Here is a 21,516-nt window from a genome sequence, read left to right as displayed (position 1 = left end):
CATGGGCAGCCGACCGGAGCGCATCTTCCTCTCGCCGCCGCACATGGGCGGCAATGAGCGCGCCTATGTGGACGAGGCCTTCGCCAGCAACTACATCGCCCCGCTGGGACCGCAGGTGGACGCGTTCGAGCGGCGCTTCTGCGAGCTGACGGGCTTCGGCCACGCCGTGGCCCTTTCCAGCGGCACCGCGGCCCTCCACCTGGCCCTGCGCCTGCTGGACGTGGGCCCCGGCGACGTGGTCCTGGCCTCGTCCCTGACCTTCATCGGCAGCGTCAGCCCCGTGACCTTCCTGGGCGCGACCCCGGTGTTCATCGACGCCTCGCGCGAGGACTGGAACATGGACCCGGCGCTCCTGGCCGAGGCCGTGGAATACATGGCCGGGCAGGGCCGCCTGCCGAGGGCCGTGCTGCCCACGGACCTCTACGGCCAGAGCTGCGACCTGGACGCCATCCGCGAGGTCTGCGAGCCGTACGGCATTCCCGTGCTCGAAGACGCGGCCGAGGCCGTGGGCGCGCGCTACAAGGGCCGCCACGCGGGCCTGGGCGCGTTCGCCGCGGCGTTTTCCTTCAACGGCAACAAGATCATCACCACCTCGGGCGGCGGGCTGCTCGCCTCGGACCATCGCGGCATCATCGACGAGGCCCGGCGGCTTTCGCAGCAGGCGCGCGACCCGGCTGCGCATTACGAGCATTCCGTCATCGGCTACAACTACCGCATGAGCAACGTGGTCGCGGCCATCGGCCTGGGCCAGCTCGACGTGCTGGAAGAGCGCGTGGCCCGGCGGCGCGAGATCGCGGCCTGGTACGAGGCCCGGCTGGGCGGGCTGCCCGGCGTGTCGTTCATGCCGGAGGCGCCGCATGGCCGGAGCAACCGCTGGCTGACCGTGCTGCTCCTCGACGAGACGGTCTTCGGCTGCGGCCCGGAGCGTGTGCGGCTGGCCCTGGAGGCCGAGAACATCGAGGCCCGGCCGGTCTGGAAGCCCATGCACATGCAGCCCGTGTTCGCGGACGCCCAATACTTCGGCGGGGCCGTGGCCGAGGAGCTTTTCCGCAGCGGACTTTGCCTGCCTTCGGGCACGGCCCTGCGCGAGACGGACCTGGAGCGGATCGCCGCGGTGATTGAAGGCTGCGCGAGGTAACATGTATTTCAATTGGCGAAATCCCAAGCTCTACGCCATGATCGCGGCGGACGCGCTGCTGTTTTCCGTGGCTCTGCTGGGCGCCTATCTGGTCCGCTTCGATTTCGAGATTCCCCCGCACTATCTGACGCAGTTCTGGGGCGTGCTGCCCCTGGTCCTGGCCATCAAGCTGCCGTTCTACTTCGTTTTCGGCATGTATCGCGGCATGTGGCGCTACACGAGCCTGGGCGACGCGGTGCGGCTGTTCCACGTCTCCGTGGTCCAGTCCCTGGCCGTGGTCGCGGCCGTGGCCTACGTGCATCGGTTCACGGGCTTTCCGCGCAGCGTGTTCGCCCTGGACTGGCTCTTCGCCCTGGTTCTGGCCGGGGGGCTGCGTCTGGCCATCCGCATGGGCTTCGCCGTGATTTCCTCGGGCGGCCTGCGCTTTTGGCGCGAGCGGCGCAACGTGCTCGTGGTCGGCGCGGGGCGCGCGGGCGAGCTGGTCTCGCGGGAGCTTTCCGGCAACGCCGGGCTCGGCTACCAGCTGGTGGGCTTTGTGGACGACGATTCCGCCAAGCGGGGCCGGACCCTGCACGGCAAGGCCGTTCTGGGCCGCGTGGAAGAGATGGGCGAGCTGGTGGAGCGCTACAAGGTCGAGGAGATCTTCATCGCCGTTTCCCAGGCCTCGTCCGGCCAGATGCGCCGCATCGTGGAGGCCTGCAAGGCCACGGGCCTGAAGCACCGCATTCTTCCGGCCATGGGCGAGATCATGGGCGGCCGCGTGGGCATCAAGCAGCTGCGCGACGTGGATTATCACGACCTTCTGGGCCGGACCGAAGTGGTCATCGACAACGAGGGCATCCAGGGCCTGCTCGGCGGCCGCTGCGTCCTGGTCACGGGCTGCGGCGGGAGCATCGGCTCGGAGCTTTGCCGCCAGATCATCCGCTACAATCCCGCAAAGCTGGTTCTCTTCGACGCCTCGGAATTCAATCTCTATCAGATCCAGATGCAGCTGCACTGGGAGTTCGGTTTTCACGACTATGCGGCCGTGCTCGGAAACCTGAACGACGACGGACTGTTGGAGCGCGTTTTCGCGGAGCATCGCCCCGAAGTCGTCTTCCACGCCGCCGCCTACAAGCACGTGCCCATGCTGGAGCAGAACCCCTGGCAGGCCGTGGAAAACAACATCGTGGGCACGCGCGGGCTGATGCGCGTGGCCGTGCACCACGAGGTGCGCCGCTTCGTGACCGTGTCCACGGACAAGGCCGTGCGGCCCACCAACGTCATGGGCGCGAGCAAGCGCGTCACCGAGCTGCTCATGAAGCGCCACCAGGACACCAAGACCCTGTTCATGGCCGTGCGCTTCGGCAACGTCATCGGCTCCAGCGGTTCGGTGATGCCCCTCTTCCGCCAGCAGATCGAAAAGGGCGGTCCCGTGACCGTGACCGATCCCGAAGTCACGCGCTATTTCATGAGCATTTCCGAGGCCGCCCAGCTGATCCTCCAGGCCGGAACCATGGGCCGCCGGGGCGGGGAGATCTTCATCCTGGACATGGGCGAGCCGGTGCGCATCGCGGACATGGCCGCGGACCTGATCCGGCTTTCCGGCAAGACCCCGGGCCGGGACATCGAGATCGTGTTCACGGGCCTGCGCGAGGGCGAGAAGCTCTACGAGGAACTGATCACCGAGGGCGAGGACGTGGTCCGCACGGAACACGAGAAGATACGCGTGCTGCGCGGCACGGCGGAATCCCAGCCCTGCGACTGCATGCTGCTGGACGAGACCATCGAGGAACTGCGCCTGGCGGCCCGCTCCCACGACGCCGAGCGCATCCGCTCCCTGCTGCGCAAGCTGGTTTCCGAATACATCCCGGCGGGATGATCATCTGGCTCTTGCCAACCTTCTAATATTCTTATAAAAGCCTAGCACAGTTGCCGTTGCGTTGAAAAATAACGCAAGAGCAACAGCTTTCTTCAAGGAAATGCCTTGATTAAAGCGTCGCTGTGGGCTATCTTCCTCATAACTCGCGTCTTTTTCTCGGTTCGAGAAGCCGGGAAAAGAGCGTGGGCGGGCACTCGCCTGCTTTGCGGGCGCAAACAGAAATCGGAACGGAAATGAATTCGGATTGCATTTTTTGCAGGATCGCGGCTGGGGAAATCCCTTGCGCCAAGATCTACGAAAGCGAGGAAATCCTCGCCTTTCTGGATATCGCCCCGGTGAACAAGGGGCACGCCCTGCTGATTCCCAAGCGGCACCACGAAAACTTCTTCGACCTGCCGGACGAGATCGCGGGAGTGCTGCTGGCGGACCTGAAGCGCGTTGGCGCGGCGGTCATGGCCGCGACGAAAGCGGACGGGCTCAACCTGGGCATGAACAATTACGAGGCTGCGGGGCAGCTGGTCATGCACGCGCATTTCCACCTGATTCCCCGTTTCTTGGACGACGGATTGAACCACTGGGGCCAGAAGTCCTACGAGAGCCAGGACGAGATGAACGCATTTGCGGAAAAAATCCGGTCTTCGCTCGCTTGAGCAGGAGTACCCATGTCTTCAGACCAGGAGGCAAGCATGTCACAGACGCTGACCAAAGCCGGGATCGTTGACTACATCTACGAGCGCACGGAGAAGAACCGTGCCGAGATCAAGGATCTCGTGGAGAGCATCCTCGACATCATGAAGCTGTCCATCAAGAAGGACCATGCCCTTCTCGTGAGCGGCTTCGGCAAGTTCGAGGCCTACGACAAGCGCGCGCGCAAGGGGCGCAACCCCCAGACCAGCGAGACCATCACGCTGCCGCCGCGCAAGGTCGTCGTGTTCCGGCTTTCCCGCAAGTTCAGGGCTGAACTGAACCCGAATTGATCACGTAGCCTGCGGGATATTGCGGCTTGAGCGTTTCCAGGGCGGCTTCGGCATCGGCCCTGGTGGCGAAGCTGCCCGCCTGGACGCGGTAGAGGCCGTCCTCCTGGCTGCGGCTGATGCGAGACTGCCCGTATCCGGCGGAATACAGACCCGCCAGGACGTTTTTGGCGTTTTCCCGATCCTGGAACGCGCCGACCTGCACATACCAGGAATCCGGCTGGGCCTGGGACGATTGTCCCGAGACACTGCCCGCCTTCGACGCTTCGTCGGGGGCGGGCTGTTTCGTCTCTGTCGCGCCTTGACCGGACGGCGCTCCCTGGCCGTCGAGCACGCGCAGGCGCACCTTGGCCAGTCCGGAGGAAATCATGCCCAGTTCCTCGGCCGCGCGGCGCGACACGTCGATGATCCGGTTTTTCTTGAAGGGGCCGCGATCGTTGATGCGCACCACGGTGAAGCGACCGTTCTCCAGGTTGGTGACCTCCACCCTCGTGTTCATGGGCAGATCCCGGTGCGAGGCGGTCAGGGCGTCTTTGTCGTAGAGTTCGCCGCTGGCGGTGCGCAGTCCGTGGAAGTCGTCCGCGATCCAGGAGGCCATGCCCACGTCTCCGGAAGGAGCGGCGGCAACGGCTTGCGGCGGGGCGGTTTCGGCTTGCGGTGCGGGCGCGGGTGCGGGCGCGGGTTCGGGCGCGGATTGGGTCGCGGATTGGGCCGCGGGGAGCGGCTTCTGTTCCGGAAGCTCCTGCTGCTGCACGGCCAGGTTCGCGCTCTGGGTTCCGGCCTGGGCCGGCGCGGATGCGGAGGCGGGCGAAGCCGTCCCGTGGTCGTAATGGGCCGGTTCGCTGTAAATGCGTTTTTTCTGAACGCAACCAATGCTGACAAGCAATACGATGCAGCACGCCGCGAACGCGACGACGCGCATCTGCCTGACGGTACGTCTCATAAGTCCCACCCCTGATTGTCCGTCTTTCTAGATTTTTTCTAACGTAACGGAAGGGATGGGTAATCGCAAGAATAATATCGAATCAGGCTCTGCTGCGCGTCAGGGCCAGGGCCAGGGCCGTGGTCAGCTTGATCAGCTCGTTGTTGCTGCGGCGTACCGTGGCGGCCAGCCGTTTGCCGAGGATGGCCAGCAGGCGGCTGCCCAGCCGGGGTTCCTGCTCCACCAGGGCGAAAAAGCGTTCGCGGTCCGTGCGCAGGAATCGGGCGTCCTCGATCACGGTCACCGTGGCCGAGCGGATGTCGAGGTCGAGCAGGGCCATTTCCCCGAAGACCGGGTAGCCCTCGGCCCCCAGGGTGGCCAGCACCTTGTGCGGGCTGGCCGCCTCCAGCAGGGGCAGGTTCATGCCCTGGATGAGCATGGCCTTGATGACGCGCACGCGGCCCCGCACCAGGATATACAGTTCGTCGCCCTCGTTCCCTTCCTCCAGCAGGTTTTGCCCGGCCGGAATGTCCACGCTGTCGAAGATGGCCGCAACGAGCTTGAGCCAGTCTTCGGTCAGTCCCTCGAAGAGCGGAATGCGGCTCCATTCGATGTCGCTCATGACTTTGCCCCCCGCGCTTTCATAAAGAGAACCGAATCGTATGCGGCCAGGGGCTCGTCGTCGGAAGGGTTGGCCGTCACGCCCGGACCCTGCTCGCCGAGGCGCGTGTCCTGGCCCGAGGAGGCGAACAGCTCCAGGATGAAGGAATCCAGGGCGGATCCTTCGTCCAGGATGTCCTGAAGCGAAATGTCGCGGCTCTTCTTGCACAGGGCCAGGGGCAGGCTCCCGTTCTGGGCGCGGCAGCGCTCGGCGAAGGTTCGCCAGTCCATTCCGCGTTCCTCCCGCGTCAGGGGGCGCAGGTCGAGAAGCCCGGCTCCCCGCAGGCCGAGCATGGACTGCATCAGGCTCCAGAGGGCAGGGTCGCGGCCCATGAGTCCGAGCGCGCGGGTGGCGATTTCTCCGCGCACGAGCAGTTCGTTGACCCCGGCGCGGAGCAGGTGCTCGCGGTTGTCCGGCAGCCCGACCTCCCCGTAGATGGGCAGCTTGGGCGCGAGCGAGCGCAGGGTCAGGGCCGAATAGATGGTTTGCTGGTCCGCTTCGGCCGGGTCCAGGCCTTCCTGGCAGAGCAGGTAGGCCGTGCGGGCTTCCTGGGGCCGCGCCTTGTGCACGACGCTTTTCTGCGCTCCGCTGCCGTGGACGAACTGCAACCGCTCGCCCAGGCCCAGGGAGTAGGCGATTTCGCTGCGGGCCTCTTCGCCGAGGGTGTTCACGAGCACGAGGCTGCGCCCGTCGAGCACCCCGTCCTGGACCAGGGCCTGGGCCAGGTTGAGGGCGAAGGCGTTCCATCCGAGGATGACGATGTGGTCGTTGAGTTTCACTTCCAGAAGCCCTTTGCGTTTCCTGGCCTTGCGCTCCACGAGCATGGAGGCCAGGTTGCCGGTGAAGGTGCTCACGAGGCCTATGCCGCAGAGCATGACCAGGATGCCCATGATGCGTCCGCCCGCGGTCTGGGGCACGATGTCCCCGTAGCCCACGGTGGTCAGGGTGACGACGCTCCACCAGAGCGCGGAGAGCGGTCCGTGCACCATGTTGTTGCGCAGCTCGAACCAGTAGAAGCCGAGCGTGGCGGCCAGCAACACGCCGAGAATGGCGCCGAACAACTTTGCGAAAGGGGTGCGCAGCCAGCCGAAGACCATGTTCATGTAAGGCCTCTCCATTATGTAACTGGAGAATAGCAGAGGGGGGAGGGGTGTCAATGCGGGGCTTGGGGAAAAATTAAAGGCGCCCCCCGAAGGAGGCGCCCCGTATAGCTGCGTATGGCTTCGGCCGCTTATTAGAAGCTGTAGCCGAGGTTGGCGCGCATCTGGGCCGGGATGACGGCATCGGCGGCGGGCTCGAGAGCCTTCCACGGAGCGCCGGCGGCCTTGCGTCCTTCCTTGACTTCGTCCAGGGAGAAGTCGCGGGGCACGGAGAAGTTCTGGCCGGGGTAGATCAGATCCGGGTTCTTGATCTGGTCACGGTTGGCCTTGTAGATCAGGGGCCACATGAACGGATCGTTGTAGATCTGCTTGTACTCGGCGATCCACCAGAGGCACTCGCCCTTGGTCACGCTGTGGCTGGTGGGAAGCTTGGCATAGTCTTCCTCGTAGCGCTGCATGGGGGTGAGAACCTTGTCCATCGTCTGTTCCTTGACAACCACGGTCTCCGGCTCGGTTTTCACCTTTTTGGAGCAGCCCAGGGCAAAGACGAGGCTCAGGGCGACCGCGAGCAGAATAATTTTCTTCATTGTACGCCTCCTCAATTGGGTAAAGAAATTACAGCCTTGCACATACGGGTAAAGGTCAACTTTCAATCCTAAGGGACCAATTATCAATAATTTTTTTTTCCTGCAAGACAATTTTCTCGTCCGGTTTTATTTTATACGCCTCCGTAACGGCCTCGCGCGCCTGGTCCATCCAGCCGCCGAGCCGCAGACTGCGCGACGCGAGAACGTAAAGCATCCATGCCTGTCCAGCATAAATGCCGTCGATCAGGTCGTCATACAGTTCACCGAAGACGCCCCGGACCATGTCGCTTTGTGCGAAAATGAGTCTTGCGAGCAGCGCATTGTCGCTGTGGCGCGAAAGATACACGGGAAGCAGACGCTTGCATTGATCGAGAATGACTCTGATGCGTGCGATCTCGCGGCGCATGGACTCTTCGGTCTGGCCCGGCAGGTTCAAAAGCTGCCCGGCCACATCCTGTCCGCTCGCCCCTTCCACGGCCATCTCGCGCAGCCACGGCGCGTAGGTCAGCTGCTGGTAGCTGTCCTCCTTGAGCTTGATGCATTCGTGGAAGATGTAGCCCATGCCCCAATCCAGGAAGCGGCCCTCGATGGGGTCGTCCGGGTCGTTGCGGAAGACGTGGTGCGCCGTGTCCTTGAGCCGCCAGAGAAGCCCCTTGAAGCTCTCCTCGCCGATGAGATCCCGCAGCTGTTCGAAATCCACGCTGCCGACACGGTCGTAGCGCTCGAACTGCTCGTCGAGAAACCCGCAGGCCTGGCAGAAGTTCCGGAACATGTCCCGGACGAACTCGGGACGCTTGGCCATGATCCACGCCTTGGACATTACACCCTCCGACCTCCATCAATACGACATATTCATGCCGACATCAATGGATTCCGCCAGCGAGGCGGGACGCCGCCGCGCGGGCGGGGCCGGATCAAGAGGAGGCGCCCCGGCCGTATTCGCTGGCCAGGCGGGCCAGTTCGGCCAGGCGGTCGTCCACGCGGCGATAGAGCGTGCCCGTGGGGAACCGCCCGTCCTTGCCCTTTTTTCCGGCGGGAAGCCCGGTGAGGATGCCCATGGCCTCCTCCACGCTGCTGACCGGATGGATGAAGAACTTGCCCTCTTCCACGGCGCGGACCACGTCGTCGCGCAGCATCAGGTTCACGGCGTTGTCCCTGGGAAAGATCACGCCCTGGCGGCCCGTGAGGCCGTGGCGTCGGCAGACTTCGTAGAAGCCTTCGATCTTCCGGTTGACGCCGCCCACGGCCATGATCTGGCCGGACTGGCTCACCGCGCCCGTGAAGGCGAAGGAGAGGTTGATGGGCACGCCGGAAAGGGCGGAAAGCAGCGCGGCCAGCTCCGCGCCCGAGGCGGAGTCGCCCTCGATGCCGGCGTAGCTCTGCTCGAAGCAGAGGCTGCCGGTCATGACCGTGGGCTTGTCCTGGGCGAAGAGGTTGAGCAGGTAGCTCTTGAGGATCATCATGCCCTTGGTGTGGATCGGCCCGCCGAGCTGCGCCTCGCGTTCCAGGTCGAGGATGCCGCCGTGGCCCACGCCCACGGTGCAGGAGATCTGGTGCGGCAGGCCGAACTCGTAGTCGCCGAAGAGCGTCACGGAGAGGCCGTTGCAGCGGCCCACGGCCTCGCCCGTGGTGGCCACCTTGATGACCTCCCGCTCGTAGTCGCCCATGTATTCCTCTTCGAAGAGGTTGGAGCGGAAGTCGCGGGTGCCCACGGCCTCGCGGAGGTGGTCCGCGCCGACCATGTCCTTGCCGTCCATCTCGGCCAGGGCCGAGGCCTCGATCATGCGCTCGCGCACGAGGGGGAAGTGCAGGGAGAGTTTTTTCTGGTCTTCCACCAGCCGGGAGGAGAAGTCCACCAGTCCGGCCAGGGCCGAACGGTCGAAGGGCAGCAGCCCGCTTTCGCGCACGATCCTGCCGATGACCGCGAGGTAGTGGCGGATGTTGGGCATGGTGCGCGGGGCCGTGGACTGCATGTGGGCCTTGAGCTTGAAATACTTCTGGAAGCGGTCGTCGTGGTAGAGCAGGGCCTCGTAGTTCTCGTCCGTGCCGATGAGCACGATCTTGAGGTCCAGGGGAATGGTTTCCGGCTCGATGGTCCGGGTGCGCACCTGCTCCTGGTCCACGGGATCCTCGATGCGCGAGCGCCCGGCGCGCAGGGCGCGCAGCAGCCCCTCCCAGGAGGACGGGCTGGAGAGCAGATCCTCGGTGTTCAGGATCAGGAAGCCGTGGTTGGCCTTGTGCAGGCTGCCGGGCCGGATCAGGGTGTGGTCCGTGTAGAGCGCGCCGAGTTCGGCCTCGCGCTCGATGCTGCCCAGGAGGTTGAAGTTCGTGGGATGGTCCTCCACGATGATGGGCGCGCCCTCGGTGCGGCTGTTGTCCACGAAGAGGTTCACGTCGAAGCGCGAGAAGTGGTCGTCCACGTTGCTCTCGTTCTGGGCGGCCGTGAGATTGGCCTGGCCGTCCCTGGGCAGGAAGAGGTCCACGTTCTCGACGAGATATTCCTCGGCGTCCTTGATGTAGGCGGCGAGCTTTTCATGGGAGCCGAAGCGCTCCACCAGGGGCTGGAAATTCTCGGCCAGGGCCTCGCGGGCGATGGTGCGCTGGAGTTCCAGCTCCTCGCGCTTGAGGCCCTTCTCGCTCTGGTTGATCTGGCGCAGGAAGGTGCCGATGTCCGAGAGCAGCACGTCGCCCTCGCGCTTGAGCCTTGTGCGCTCCTTTTTGGGCAGCTGCTCGAAGGCCTTGTCGTCGATGGCTTCGCCGTCCACCATGGGCGAGAGGGTCAGGCCCCCGGCCTCGTCCATCTCCAGCCGGAACTGCTTGGCCTTGGCCGCCTCTTCCATCTTGGCGAAGAGGTCTTCGCGGCGCTGGTTGTGGCTTTTGAAGAGCGTCTCATGGCGCTTGTGGTAGCTGTCGCGGTCGAAATAGGCGGGAAGGTCCGCGCGGATGGCGGTCAGGGCCTTGGACATGGCGTTCTTGAAGGCCCGCCCCTGGCCCGCGGGCAGGCGCACGGCCACGGGCCGGTCCGCGTTCTCGAAGTTGTGCAGGTAGATCCAGTCCGGCGGGGTGGACGCCTTCCTGGCCGCGGGCTTGAGATGGTTGCGCACGAAGTAGGTGCGGCCCATGTTCGAGTCGCCCGCGACGTAGATGTTGTATTCGTTGCCCTTGATGCGCAGGGCCAGCTCCAGGGCCTGGATGGCGCGGGGCTGGAAGCGGGAATAGCCGTTGCCCGAGGGAATCTCGCGGCTGTCGGCGTAGGGGATTCTATCAGGGTCGAGGACGGCGCGAAGCATGCGGGCGTCCAGGGTTTTCGGCTTGGTGGTCATGTGCGTCTCTCTTGCGGATATTTCCGGCCCGGAATGGAACGCCTTGCCGGAGCAAAGACAGTAAGTGCTTTGCGCTGGTTTGTCACCAGGGGCGAATCCGGGTTGTGCGGATGGGCATGCCTGCGCGCTTGTATTCGGGCCTTGCTGCTGGTACGCATCCGGCATGGAAGAGCAATCCATTCCCGTGGGCGCGCCGCAGGAGAAGGAGCGCAAGCGCCGCCGGCGAGAGCTGGCCATCGCCCTGACCTGTTTCGCGCTCATCGGCGTGCTCACCTGGGTCCAGCTCAAGTATCTGGCCGTGGATTCCTATCTTTTTCTCGGCCTGTTCAACGTCAATTTCATCCTGCTCCTGCTGGTGCTCTTCATCGTCACCCGCAACGCGGTCAAGCTCCTGCTGGAGCGCCGCCGCCGGGTGCTCGGCTCGCGGCTGCGCACGCGCCTCGTGGTGGCCTTCGTTTCCCTCTCGCTGATCCCCACCCTGCTCATGTTCATGGTCTCGGTGAAGTTCGTGCAGACCTCGGTGGACTACTGGTTCAAGGTCCAGGTCGAGGACAGCATGGAACACTCCCTGAACCTTTCGGAGACGTTCTACCGGGTCATGGAGGACCGCCTGGACAGGCAGGCCGCCACCCTGGAAACGCTCCTGCGCGGCAAGTCCTTCCGCTGGGGCGGCAAGGGCATGGACGAATTCTGCCGGGAGAAGGGCGAGGAATGGGGCGTGAGCCTGCTCGGCGTGGCCAAGCCCGACGGCACCTGGCTCACGGTCTTCCGCAACGAGCGCATCAGCCGGGCCTGGTCCTCGGTGGAGGGGCAGCTCGCCCGGCAATACCGCGAGAATCCCGGCTCGGCCTTCCTGCTCAAGGGCGGCGGCGTGGACCACGTCGTGGTCTTCCGGCCCGTGGACGACGGCGAGACGGGCTACATCGTGGTCGCGGACCAGCTCGGCTGGGACGTGCACGAGAAGCTGCGCCAGGTCATCAACGGACTCAACGAATACCAGAAGCTGAAGACGCTCAAGAGCCCCTGGAAGACGACCCTGTACATGACTCTCGGCGTGATGACCTCGCTGATCATCCTCGGCGCGATCTGGTTCGGGTTCCGGCTGGCCAAGGAGCTGTCCGCGCCCATCCAGGCCCTGGCCGCGGGCACGGAACGCGTGGCGCGCGGCGATCTTTCCGTGAAGCTGGAAGACCCCTCGGACGACGAGCTGGGCTTTCTGGTCAAATCGTTCAACGGCATGACCGAAGACCTGCGCGAGAGCCGCGCCCGGCTGGACACCTACAACCGCCGCCTCGCCCAGCAGAACCGCGAGCTGGAACGGCGCGGCCGCTACATCGAGGCCGTGCTCGACAACATCACCTCCGGCGTGGTGACCATGGACCACGAGGGCCGGGTCGGAACCATGAACCGCGCGGCCGAGGACATGCTCAGCCTGGTCTCGAGGGAGATCATCGGCAGAAAGCCGCTGATGTTCCTGCAGGGCGAATTCGCGGAGATGCTGCGCGAGGCCCGCGAGCAGATGGTCCAGGATCCCCAGTCCCAGTGGCAGCGCCAGCTCGAGATTCCGGTCCGCTCCAAGACGGCCAAGTTCTTCGTCAACGTGGTGTCCCTGCGCGCCAAGGACGGCGAGGCCTACGGCATCGTGGCCGTGTTCGAGGACATCACCGAGCTGGAAAAGGTCCAGCGCATGGCGGCCTGGCGCGAGGTGGCCCGGCGCATCGCCCACGAGATCAAGAACCCGCTCACGCCCATCAAGCTTTCGGCCCAGCGGCTCCAGCGCCGCTACGGCGAGGAGCACCAGGACAAGACCTTCCAGGAGTGCACCGAGCTGATCGTCAAGCAGGTGGAGCGCATCCAGCAGATGGTCACGCAGTTCTCGGCCTATGCCAAGCTTCCGGAGGTCCAGCCCCGGCCCGACGTCCTGGCTCCGCTCCTGGAGGAGGTCGTGAGCATGTTCGCCAACACGCACCGAAGCGTGCAGTGGCGTCTGGACGCGGAAGCCGACCTTCCGGCCTTTCCCTTCGACCGCGAAGCCCTGCGCAGGGTCTTCATCAACCTGCTGACCAACGCGGCGGAAGCCCTGAACGGGCGCGAGGGCGGCGAGGTGGAAGTGGCCGCCCGGCGCGACGCCGAGCGGGGCAAGATCGTCATCGCCGTGCGCGACAACGGGCCGGGCCTGTCCAAGGAGGAAGCCTCGCGCCTGTTCGAGCCGTATTTTTCGCGCAAGAAGGGCGGCACGGGCCTGGGCCTGACCATTGTCCGGGCCGTGGTGGGCGACCATCGCGGCGTGGTCAACGCTTCCTCGCGGCCCGAAGGCGGCGCGCAGTTCGTCGTGGAGCTGCCGGACCACTGACGGCGGTGCGGCACGGCGCTGTCGGCGCGCCTGGAAAAAACCCGGACTCCCGCACGAACGCGCGGGAATCCGGGTTTCGGTGTCCTGTGGCCGCGTCAGGCGCGGCCCGGAGCTATTCTTCGGGGTTGGTGAAGCGTTCCGAGATGATGGCCGCGTCCTCGGGCCGGGCTTCGGCATACAGGCCTCTGGCCTCGCCGTGGCAGGCGAAATCCGTTCCGCGCAGCTGCACGTAGCCTGCCGAAAGCACGGTGGGGTAGGGAATCTGCTCGCGCAGCTCGGCAAAGTCGATGCGCCGGGGAAAGATCACAGGCACGGGATCGCCAGAAAAATCTTCGAACATGATGTATTTCATGGAAATTCCTCCGTTTCCGGCAAAAGTTGATCCGGTATCGGCGGGCCGCTTCGGGGCGACGCCCTCTGCCTGCCTTGTATTCGCCTTGTCGAGGCATTTCAAGTCTTCACGGAATCGGACCGGAAGCCGGGGAAGCCGGGCGCAAGGCGTCGGACGCGGTCCGCGCGGCGAAGCTGTTGTCAGCGGCGCGCGCAGCGGGTAAGGGATTTGCGACATGCGTGAATTCCGCAAGATAGGCGTCTGGCAGACCGCGTTCCTGGGCGACGCCGTGCTGACCCTGCCCCTGCTCCGGGCCTTGAACCTCGCGTTTCCGGACGCGGGGCTGCACTTTTTCGTGCGCGGCGGCCTGGAAGGGCTTTTCGCCGCGCAGGAGGGGCTCGCCTCGGTGACGGGCTTTTACAAGCGGGGCGCGCAAAAGGGCCTGGGCGCGGCCTGGTCGTTCGGACGCGAACTGGCCGGGCGCGGTTTCGACCTCTGGATCTCCCCCCACGCCAGCCTGCGCAGCGCCGTGGTTTCGTTCGCCACGGGCGCGCCCGTGCGCATCGGCTACCGCAGCCCGCTTTACAACCGCATGGCCTACACCCACACCGTGGACCGCCGCTTCCGGGACTTCGAGGAGGTGGAGCGGCTGCTGCGGCTGCTGCGGCCCCTGGACCTCGAACCGGAGCCGAGCACGTTTCCCTGGCCGGAGCTGACCCTGCCCGCCGAGGCCGAAACCCGCGCCGGGGAGCTGCTCGGCGGCCTGCGCCGCCCTTTGCTGGGCCTGCATCCCGGCTCCACCTGGCCCACCAAGCAGTGGCCCGTGGAATATTTCGCCGAGGTGGCGGGCCGGGCCGCGCTGGCCGGGGCCGGGGTTGCCGTGTTCGCGGGTCCGGGCGAGGAAGCGGACGCGGCCAGGGTGGTCGAGCTTTCCGGCGCGGCGGGCAACGTGGTCGATCTCGCGGGGCAGCCGAACCTGCCCGCCCTGGCGGCCTGCATCCGCCGTCTCGACGCCTACCTGACCAACGATTCCGGCCCCATGCACCTGGCCTGGGTGCAGCGCGTGCCCACGCTGGCCCTGTTCGGCCCCACGGTGCGCTCCCTCGGCTTCTTCCCGCGCGGGGACACGGCCCGCGTGCTGGAGGTGGACGGGCTGGACTGCCGCCCCTGCGGCCTGCATGGCCCGCGAAAGTGCCCCAGGGGGCATCACGACTGCATGCGTCTGCTGCGGCCGGAACAGGTTTGGGAGCATCTTGCGCCCATGCTCGGCCTTCAGGCGCAGCCCGCTCCGTAGTCAAGGTCAAAATGGGCGCATATCGCGCCCGCAGCGATTTTCCCTTTGCCTGATCCCCGTACATTTCAGCCGATTGCGTTTCGGCACGCCCGTTGCTTCCTGTTTCGCAACAAGGAGGCAGCAATGCTTATCGCCATCAGCAGCCAGGGACGAACCCTGGAGGACGCCATGGACCCGCGTTTCGGGCGGGCTTCCGGTTTCGTGATCTACGACAGCGAAAGCGGGGAACACCGCTGGCTGGACAACGGGGACAACGCCTCACAGGCCCAGGGAGCGGGAATCCAGGCGGCACAGCACGTGGCCGACGCGGGCGTGCAGGTGCTGCTCACGGGGCGGGTCGGACCCAAGGCCGAGGACGTGCTCCAGCGCGGCAACGTGCGCATCGAGCTGTGCGCCGAGGGCAGCGTGCGCAGCGCGCTGGATCGGTTTCTCGCTTCCGGCCAGGCCCAGACGCCCCCGGCGGGCGCGCAGCGCGCGGCAGGCTCCGGCAGCGGCGCTTCGGGACAGGGACAAAGCCAGAGCCAGGGCCAGGGCCAGGGTCGCGGGCCGTGCGGCGCGGGCCAGGGTCGTGGACGCGGCCCGGGAGCCGGCCAGGGGCGCGGCGTGGGCGGCGGCGGTCGCGGCGTAGGCGGCGGTGGCGGTCAGGGTCGCGGCGGCGGTCGCGGCATGGGCGGCGGTGCGGGAGGACGCTGACGCTTCGCCGCGGCTGCGCAAACAACGGCCCGCAGGCGCTGATAATAGTCTGTTATCTTCCCGATGATTATGATAGCAACCGGGCATGAACAGCGGCAAGAATGACCGCGCCCGGCCGAAGGCCCTTTCGGCGCGGGTTTGGCGTCGCCCCTGGCTGCGTGCTTTGGGGCCGCGGGCCTCGCTTTTTTCTCCGGCCCTGTTCCTTTCCGTGATCCTTGCCGTGTTCCTGGCCCTGTCCGGGCCGCTTTGCGGGGCCGCCCTCGCCTCGTCCGCTGATTCTCCGGACCGTGGCGAAAAAGCGCCCGTCATCATCGCCTGTCCCGACCACCATCCTCCCTTCACCCTGCGCAACGACGCGGGCGAGCCCGCAGGACTGCTCGTGGATCTTTGGCGGCGCTGGTCCGTGGTCACGGGGATTCCCGTGACCTTCAAGGTCGGAACCTGGGAGGAAACCGAGGAGTGGGTGCGGACAGGCGAGGCGGACATGCACAGCGGGCTGATCCGCACGCCGCAGCGGCAGCGCTGGATGGCCTTTTCCCAGCCGCTTTTCGAGGTGGACTCCGCCCTGGTCACGCCTCTTGCCGCGCAGGAGCGCACGCTTGCCGAAGGCATTCAGGATTTGCGCATCGCGGTGGCGCGCCATTCCCCCTGGGAAGGCTGGCTCCGGGAGCGGCAGCCCGACGTCGCGGTGGTTGCCGTGGCGGACGAGGCCGCGGGCTTGCGCAGCGTGCGGGAAGGCCTGGCGGACGGCGTCTTCGCGGAGCTGTCGAGCGTGGCGCTGGCCCTGGAGCTGAGCGGCCGTTCCGGCGAATTCCGGGTGACGATCCAGGGAGACATGCGCCGGCAGCTGCATGCCGCTGGACGCCGCGAGGACGCCGAGCTGATGGACGCCGTGGACCGGGGGCTGGCGGCCATCACTCTGGACGATCTCGTCGAGCTGGAGCGGCGCTGGCTGCCCGGACCAGCGTTCCGCCTTGTGGCGCAGTCGCAGGGAAACCTGCGCCTGACCGGGGTCGAGGACGAATGGATCGCCGCGCATCCGCTGATCCGCGTGGGCGTGGCCGCGGGGCTGCCTCCGCTGCGCTTTGCGGACGCCTCGGGCAAGCCCTCGGGCATGGTCCCGGATTATGTCGATCTGATCGGCCAGCGCGCCGGGCTTCAGGTGGAGATGGTTCCGGGCATGGATCCGGCCCTGCGCTTCGGGGCGCTGCGCCGGGGCGAGGTGGACGCCCTGGCCTGCGTGCTGCCCACTCCGTCCCTGCGCCAGGAGTTTTTGTTCACCAAGCCTTTCCTGCGGCTGCCTTCGGTCATCGTCACCCGGACCGACGCCCCGTTTCTTTCCGGATTGACGGACGTCCTGGGCAAGACCGTGGCCATGCCCGCCAATGCGGGGCGCACCGAATTTCTCTATCGCGATTATCCCGAACTCGACCTGCGCCTGACCGAGAGCGTGGCCGAAGCCCTGGAGGAGGTCTCGCTGGGCCTCGCCTATGCCACGGTGGGGGACCTGCCCACGCTGACGGCGAGCATCCGCAGTCTCGGCCTGACCAACCTCAAGGTCGCGGCCCGCACCGAATACGAATACGACGAGTTTTCCCTGGCCGTGCGGCCGGGCATGCCCCACCTGACCTCGATCCTGAACCGCGCCGTTGAATCCCTGAACGCGGGGGACCGGGACACCGTGGCGAGCCGCTGGGTGGACGCGGAAATGGCCCCGGACGAAAAATACGAGGCTTTCTGGAACCTGACCCTGCGCGTGGGCGGCATGGGGGCTTTGATCCTGGCCCTGCTGCTGCTCTGGAACTGGCGGCTGAACAAGGAGGTCCGGCGCAGGCGCAAGACCGAGGACGCCCTGGCCCAGGCCGAGCGGGAGCTGCGCGAGATCTACGACCATGTTCCCGTGGGCATCTTCAAGGTCTCCATGGACGACGCGGTTCTCAGCATGAACCGCGAAATGCTGCGCCTCGGCGGCTACGAGAGCATGGAGGAGCTGGAGGCCCAGGGCGGCCGCGTCAGCCGCAACTGGTACGCCGACTTTTCGGACAGGGACCGGATGCTGGAGCTGCTCAGGGAGCACGGCGAGATCAAGGAGTTCCTCTACAAAGCGCGGCGCAGGGACGGCAGCATCATCTGGGTCAGCCAGAGCGCCCGGCTCAAGCGCGACGCACAGGGCGAGCCCGTCCACGTCAGCGGCTACGCCCTGGACGCCACGGAGCGCATCGAGGCACTGGAGAGCGTGCGCCGCAGCGAAGCCCGGTTCAAGGCCATCGTGATCAACAGCCCCTTCGTGATCCTGAGCATGGACGACGACCTGCGCCTGGAGCTGCCCCTGGACAGCCCGGCAGTGGAGCGCATCACCAGCTACCGCCCGGACGAACTGCGCGGCCAGCTCTTCGTGGACTACGTGCACCCGGAGGACGCGCTGCGCACGGACTACCAGCTGCGGCGGTTCCTTTCCTCCCCGGGGGAGAGCGTCTCCCTGCGCTGCCGCTGGCGCTGCCGCAACGGGGTCTGGCGCCACCTGGAATGCAGCGGCGTGAACTACCGCAACAACCCGGACCACGCGGGCGTGCTCTTCATCCTGCGGGACATCACGGCCCAGCGCGAGGCCCAGGAGCGCCTGATCCAGGCGCGCCAGGCCGCCGAGAACGCGGACCGCGCCAAGAGCGAATTCCTGGCCTCCATGAGCCACGAGATCCGCACGCCCATGAACGCCATCCTGGGCATGGCCGAGGTGCTTTCCGAGACCGATCTTTCCGAGGAGCAGCGGGGCTACGTGGAGCTGTTCCGCAACGCGGGCGAAAGCCTGCTCAGCCTGATCAACGACATCCTCGACCTCTCCAAGGTGGAGGCCGGGCAGGTCGATCTGGAGCACATCCCCTTCGACCTGCGCGAGCTGGTGGAAAAGCTGGCCCACATCATGGGCATCCGCGCGCGCAAGAACGGCGTGAACCTGCAATGCGTCCTGGCCGACAACCTGCCGGAAATCATGGTCGGCGACCCCGGACGCCTGCGCCAGGTGCTGGCCAACCTGCTCTCCAACGCGGTCAAGTTCACGCACCAGGGGCGCATCGACCTGGAAGTGCGGCGCGAACCCCAGGAGCACGGCCCGGACATGCTCCTGTTCTGCGTCCGGGATACGGGCATCGGCATTCCGCCGAACAAGATCAAGGACATTTTCGAGAGCTTCGTGCAGGCCGACTCCTCCACCACGCGGCGCTACGGCGGCACGGGCCTGGGCCTGAGCATCAGCCAGCGGCTGGTCAACCTGATGAACGGGCGCATCTGGGTGGAAAGCGAATTCGGCCAGGGGAGCAGCTTCTACTTCAGCGTGCCCCTGGACGCGCCGGACGACTCCCCGTCCGGCGAGCACCCCCGCCAGGCCGAGGACGAGCTGGAACGGGCCATCCCCGAAGGAGACGTCCTCTTCGTGGAGGACACCGAATCCAACCGGACCCTGATCGAGGCCTACCTCGAACCCACGGCCCTGCGCCTGGACATGGCCGGGGACGGCCGCGAGGCCCTGGAGAAGTTTTCCTCCCGGCGCTACGACCTCGTGCTCATGGACATGCAGCTGCCCTTGATGAACGGGTACGACGCGGTGCGGGCGATCCGCAAGATGGAGCGCGACCGGGGTCTGCCGCGCACGCCCGTGTTCGCGCTGACGGCCTTCGCGCTCAAGGGCGACGCCGAGAAGTGCATCCAGGCCGGTTGCGACATGCATATCGCCAAGCCCGTGCAGCGGGAGGAATTTCTACGAATTCTGCTGGAACAGCTCACGCATTCGGGCAACGAGGCCACGTCTGGCGGCGAGCCCAAAGCTTTCTAGGCCCTGCGGCCGGATTCCCGTCTAGTCCATCTGAATGCCGTACTGGCGGAGCTTGCGGTAGAGGGAGCTGCGCTCCAGGCCCACGGCCTTGGCCAGCCTGGAAACGTTGCCGTCGTATTCGCGCAGCTTGGCCTCCAGGAAGTGCGCCTCGAATTCGGCCTTGGCCTGCTTGAGGTCCACAGGCCCGTCAGGCAGGTTCCCGGCCTCGGCTTCGGCGTTGCGGCAGCCCGCGCAGGCCGCCCGCGCCTGGAATTCGCCCAGCATTTCCGCGGGCAGGTCGTCCGTGCCGACCTCGCAGCCCGAATACATGATCAGCATCCGTTCCACGAAATTCTTCAGCTCGCGCACGTTGCCGGGCCAGTCGTAGCCCACCAGGGCGTGCATGGCCCCCTCGGAGAAGCTCAGCGGCTTGAAGGCGTGCTCGCTGACGAGCCTGGCCGCGAAATCGCGGATGAGCAGGGGAATGTCCTCGGAGCGTTCGCGCAGGGGCGGCACCTCCAGCGGAAAGACCTTGAGCCGGTAATAGAGGTCTTCGCGGAAGTTGCCCTCCTGGATTTCGTCCATGAGGTTCTTGTTCGTGGCCGCGATGACCCGCGCGTCCACCTTGATGGTCTTGCGGCCGCCCACGCGCTCGAAGCTCTGCTCCTGGAGAATGCGCAGGATCTTGGCCTGGGTCTTCAGGCTCATGTCCCCGATTTCGTCGAGAAAGAGCGTGCCCTTGTCCGCCAGCTCGAATTTTCCGGCCTGGGCGGTTTCCGCCCCGGTGAACGCGCCCTTTTCATGGCCGAAGAGTTCGGATTCGATCAGCTCCTCAGGAATGGCCGCGCAGTTCACGGCCACCAGGGGCTTGTCCGCCCGGCGGCTGCCCGCGTGGATGGAGCGGGCCACTATTTCCTTGCCCGTGCCGTTTTCCCCGGTGATCAGCACCCAGGCGTCCGTGGGCGCGACCTGCTCTATGGCCCGCCGCAGCGTCCGGATGGCCGGGCTTTCACCCGTGAGCCGCACGGGATGCTGCTCGCCGATGCGCGCGCGCAGCGCCCGGTTTTCCTCGGCCAGCCGGGAAAGCTCCAGGGCGTTGCGGCAGACCGTGACGACCTTGTCCAGGGAGAGCGGCTTTTCGATGAAGTCGAAAGCGCCCTTTTTCAGGGCGGTCACCGCGGTTTCAATGGTCCCGTGCCCGGAGATCATGACCACGGGAAGGTCGGGCCGGGAGGCGTGGATGCGCTCCAGGGCTTCCAGCCCGTCCATGCCGGGCAGCCAGATGTCCAGGAAGAGCGCGTCGGCCGGCTCGGCGTCGAGAGCCTCCAGGCCCTGCTCCGCGCTGCCCGCCTCGCGGACGTCGTGGCCCTCGTCCTCGAGGATGCCCCGCAGGGAAAAACGGATGTCCTCTTCGTCGTCGATGATCAGAATTCTGCCTGCCATGCTCGCTCCTGCCGGGGCCGTGGTTCTCGATGCGCGCAAACCCTAAACCAGAGCCGCGCCGGGCTCAAGGGCCGTTGTCCGATGGCGGGGCCGCCGCGCCTAGAGGCCCTGCACCGCGTCCGCGAGGGCCGCGTCCAGCTGCGGGCGGCGGAATTCGTACCCCGCCCGGAGCAGGGCGCTCGGCAGCGCGCGCTGGCCCGAGAGCAGCGCCTCGTCGGCCATGCGCCCATAGAGCAGCCGCAGGGCGAAGCCCGGAACAGGGAGCAGCGCGGGCCTGCGCAAAGCCCTGCCCAGGGCGCGGGCGAACTCCCGGGATGTGGCCGGCTGCGGCGAGGTGAGATTGAACACGCCGCCGAGACGGTTTTCGATAAGGTATCGGATGGCCCCCACCTCGTCCGCAAGGTGAATCCACGAAAGCACCTGCCGCCCGCTGCCCACGGGACCGCCGAGGAAGAACCGGAACGGAGGAACCATCTTGGCCAGGGCGCCGCCCGGACCGAGCACCACGCCCGTGCGCACCACGGCCCTCGGCACGCCCAGTTCCTCGACGGGTCGGCTGGCCGCCTCCCACTTGCGGCAGACCTCGGCCAGGAAGCCGCCTCCGGAAGGCGACTCTTCGTCCAGGACGAGATCGCCGGGCTGCGGGCCGTAAAAGCCCACTGCCGAGCCCTGGACCACCAGGGCGGGCGCTGTCGCGCGGCGCTCTTTGGCCTCGGCCACGGCGGCGGCCACGGCCTCTCCGGAGCGCACCCGGCTCTCCAGGATCCGGCGCATGCGTTCCGGGGTCCAGCGCGCCGCGATGTTCTCCCCGGCCAGGTTGACCACGGCGGTCTCCGGGCCGAGCAGCCCGGCCCAGGAGCCGGGGCCGCCGCCTTCCAGCGCGCGGACGCCCTCGCCGAGCACGCTCCGGACCTTGGCCGGGGAGCGCGAGACAACTGCCACCTCGTGACCCGCACCGAGCAGCTCCGCGCAAAGCGCCCTGCCGATGAACCCGGTTCCGCCAAGTATGATGACCAGCATGAGGCCTC

Annotated in this window: 17 protein-coding genes; 8 read left to right on the top strand and 9 right to left on the bottom strand. The window is 66.4% G+C overall.

Annotation, left to right across the window (positions count from 1 at the left end; all coding sequences use genetic code 11):
- Window position 1: 1 nt before the first annotated feature.
- The 4 genes from G452_RS0115420 to G452_RS0115405 all read left to right on the top strand — a co-directional run bounded on the left by G452_RS0115420 (window position 2) and on the right by G452_RS0115405 (window position 3,976).
- A complete protein-coding gene (locus G452_RS0115420) occupies window positions 2-1,138 on the top strand; it encodes a DegT/DnrJ/EryC1/StrS family aminotransferase (protein ID WP_022663161.1) in 1,137 nt (378 codons plus the stop codon).
- 1 nt (window position 1,139) lies between these two features.
- Window positions 1,140-2,999, top strand: coding sequence for a polysaccharide biosynthesis protein (locus tag G452_RS0115415; protein ID WP_022663160.1), 1,860 nt, complete (start codon window positions 1,140-1,142; stop codon window positions 2,997-2,999).
- 233 nt (window positions 3,000-3,232) lie between these two features.
- The gene (locus tag G452_RS0115410; protein WP_022663159.1) at window positions 3,233-3,649 is read left to right on the top strand and encodes an HIT family protein; all 417 of its coding nucleotides are present in this window, start codon (window positions 3,233-3,235) and stop codon (window positions 3,647-3,649) included.
- Window positions 3,650-3,685: 36 nt separating this feature from the next.
- Window positions 3,686-3,976, top strand: coding sequence for an integration host factor subunit alpha (locus G452_RS0115405; RefSeq protein ID WP_022663158.1), 291 nt, complete (start codon window positions 3,686-3,688; stop codon window positions 3,974-3,976).
- Here the strand turns inward: G452_RS0115405 and G452_RS20835 are convergent.
- The 6 genes from G452_RS20835 to G452_RS0115375 form a co-directional block, all read right to left on the bottom strand.
- Window positions 3,951-4,916, bottom strand: a complete 966-nt coding sequence (locus G452_RS20835; protein WP_081650648.1) for a septal ring lytic transglycosylase RlpA family protein — start codon at window positions 4,914-4,916, stop codon at window positions 3,951-3,953. The genes G452_RS0115405 and G452_RS20835 overlap by 26 nt on opposite strands.
- Window positions 4,917-4,998: 82 nt before the next feature.
- Entirely contained in the window at window positions 4,999-5,517 is a 519-nt protein-coding gene (locus tag G452_RS0115395; protein ID WP_022663155.1) for a cyclic nucleotide-binding domain-containing protein, read from the bottom strand.
- Window positions 5,514-6,659, bottom strand: a complete 1,146-nt coding sequence (locus G452_RS19880; RefSeq protein ID WP_022663154.1) for an ion channel — start codon at window positions 6,657-6,659, stop codon at window positions 5,514-5,516. The genes G452_RS0115395 and G452_RS19880 overlap by 4 nt, the downstream gene beginning before the upstream one ends.
- Before the next feature lie 131 nt (window positions 6,660-6,790).
- Window positions 6,791-7,243 carry a LysM peptidoglycan-binding domain-containing protein gene (locus tag G452_RS0115385; RefSeq protein WP_022663153.1) on the bottom strand — a complete coding sequence of 151 codons (453 nt, stop codon included), beginning with the start codon at window positions 7,241-7,243 and terminating at the stop codon, window positions 6,791-6,793.
- 55 nt (window positions 7,244-7,298) lie between these two features.
- Window positions 7,299-8,063, bottom strand: a complete 765-nt coding sequence (locus G452_RS0115380) for a hypothetical protein (protein WP_022663152.1) — start codon at window positions 8,061-8,063, stop codon at window positions 7,299-7,301.
- A 94-nt stretch (window positions 8,064-8,157) separates the two neighbouring features.
- Window positions 8,158-10,566 (bottom strand): Lon protease family protein, encoded by a 2,409-nt coding sequence (locus G452_RS0115375; RefSeq protein WP_022663151.1) that lies wholly within the window; start codon window positions 10,564-10,566, stop codon window positions 8,158-8,160.
- A gap of 163 nt (window positions 10,567-10,729) precedes the next feature.
- Between G452_RS0115375 and G452_RS0115370 the strand changes: the two genes are divergently transcribed.
- Entirely contained in the window at window positions 10,730-12,919 is a 2,190-nt protein-coding gene (locus G452_RS0115370) for a sensor histidine kinase (protein ID WP_022663150.1), read from the top strand.
- Between the two features lie 112 nt (window positions 12,920-13,031).
- Here the strand turns inward: G452_RS0115370 and G452_RS0115365 are convergent, their stop codons facing one another.
- Window positions 13,032-13,271 carry a hypothetical protein gene (locus G452_RS0115365; protein ID WP_022663149.1) on the bottom strand — a complete coding sequence of 80 codons (240 nt, stop codon included), beginning with the start codon at window positions 13,269-13,271 and terminating at the stop codon, window positions 13,032-13,034.
- Window positions 13,272-13,485: 214 nt separating this feature from the next.
- Here G452_RS0115365 and G452_RS0115360 point away from each other — a divergent pair, with 214 nt between their 5' ends.
- The 3 genes from G452_RS0115360 (at window position 13,486) to G452_RS20830 (ending at window position 19,066) form a co-directional block, all read left to right on the top strand.
- Window positions 13,486-14,544, top strand: coding sequence for a glycosyltransferase family 9 protein (locus G452_RS0115360; protein WP_022663148.1), 1,059 nt, complete (start codon window positions 13,486-13,488; stop codon window positions 14,542-14,544).
- A 123-nt stretch (window positions 14,545-14,667) separates the two neighbouring features.
- The gene (locus G452_RS0115355) at window positions 14,668-15,237 is read left to right on the top strand and encodes a NifB/NifX family molybdenum-iron cluster-binding protein (protein WP_022663147.1); all 570 of its coding nucleotides are present in this window, start codon (window positions 14,668-14,670) and stop codon (window positions 15,235-15,237) included.
- A gap of 85 nt (window positions 15,238-15,322) precedes the next feature.
- Window positions 15,323-19,066, top strand: coding sequence for a transporter substrate-binding domain-containing protein (locus tag G452_RS20830; RefSeq protein ID WP_022663146.1), 3,744 nt, complete (start codon window positions 15,323-15,325; stop codon window positions 19,064-19,066).
- 21 nt (window positions 19,067-19,087) lie between these two features.
- On the opposite strand, the gene G452_RS0115345 is transcribed toward G452_RS20830, so the two are convergent.
- Together G452_RS0115345 and G452_RS0115340 are read right to left on the bottom strand one after the other, a co-directional pair.
- The gene (locus tag G452_RS0115345; protein WP_022663145.1) at window positions 19,088-20,488 is read right to left on the bottom strand and encodes a sigma-54-dependent transcriptional regulator; all 1,401 of its coding nucleotides are present in this window, start codon (window positions 20,486-20,488) and stop codon (window positions 19,088-19,090) included.
- A 99-nt stretch (window positions 20,489-20,587) separates the two neighbouring features.
- Window positions 20,588-21,508: a TIGR01777 family oxidoreductase gene (locus tag G452_RS0115340; protein WP_022663144.1), complete on the bottom strand. Its 921-nt coding sequence runs from the start codon at window positions 21,506-21,508 to the stop codon at window positions 20,588-20,590.
- Window positions 21,509-21,516: the final 8 nt, after the last annotated feature.

It is taken from the genome of Paucidesulfovibrio longus DSM 6739 (assembly GCF_000420485.1).
GTDB classification, from domain to species: Bacteria; Desulfobacterota; Desulfovibrionia; order Desulfovibrionales; family Desulfovibrionaceae; genus Paucidesulfovibrio; species Paucidesulfovibrio longus.
This window is presented reverse-complemented; position numbering and strand designations above follow the sequence as displayed.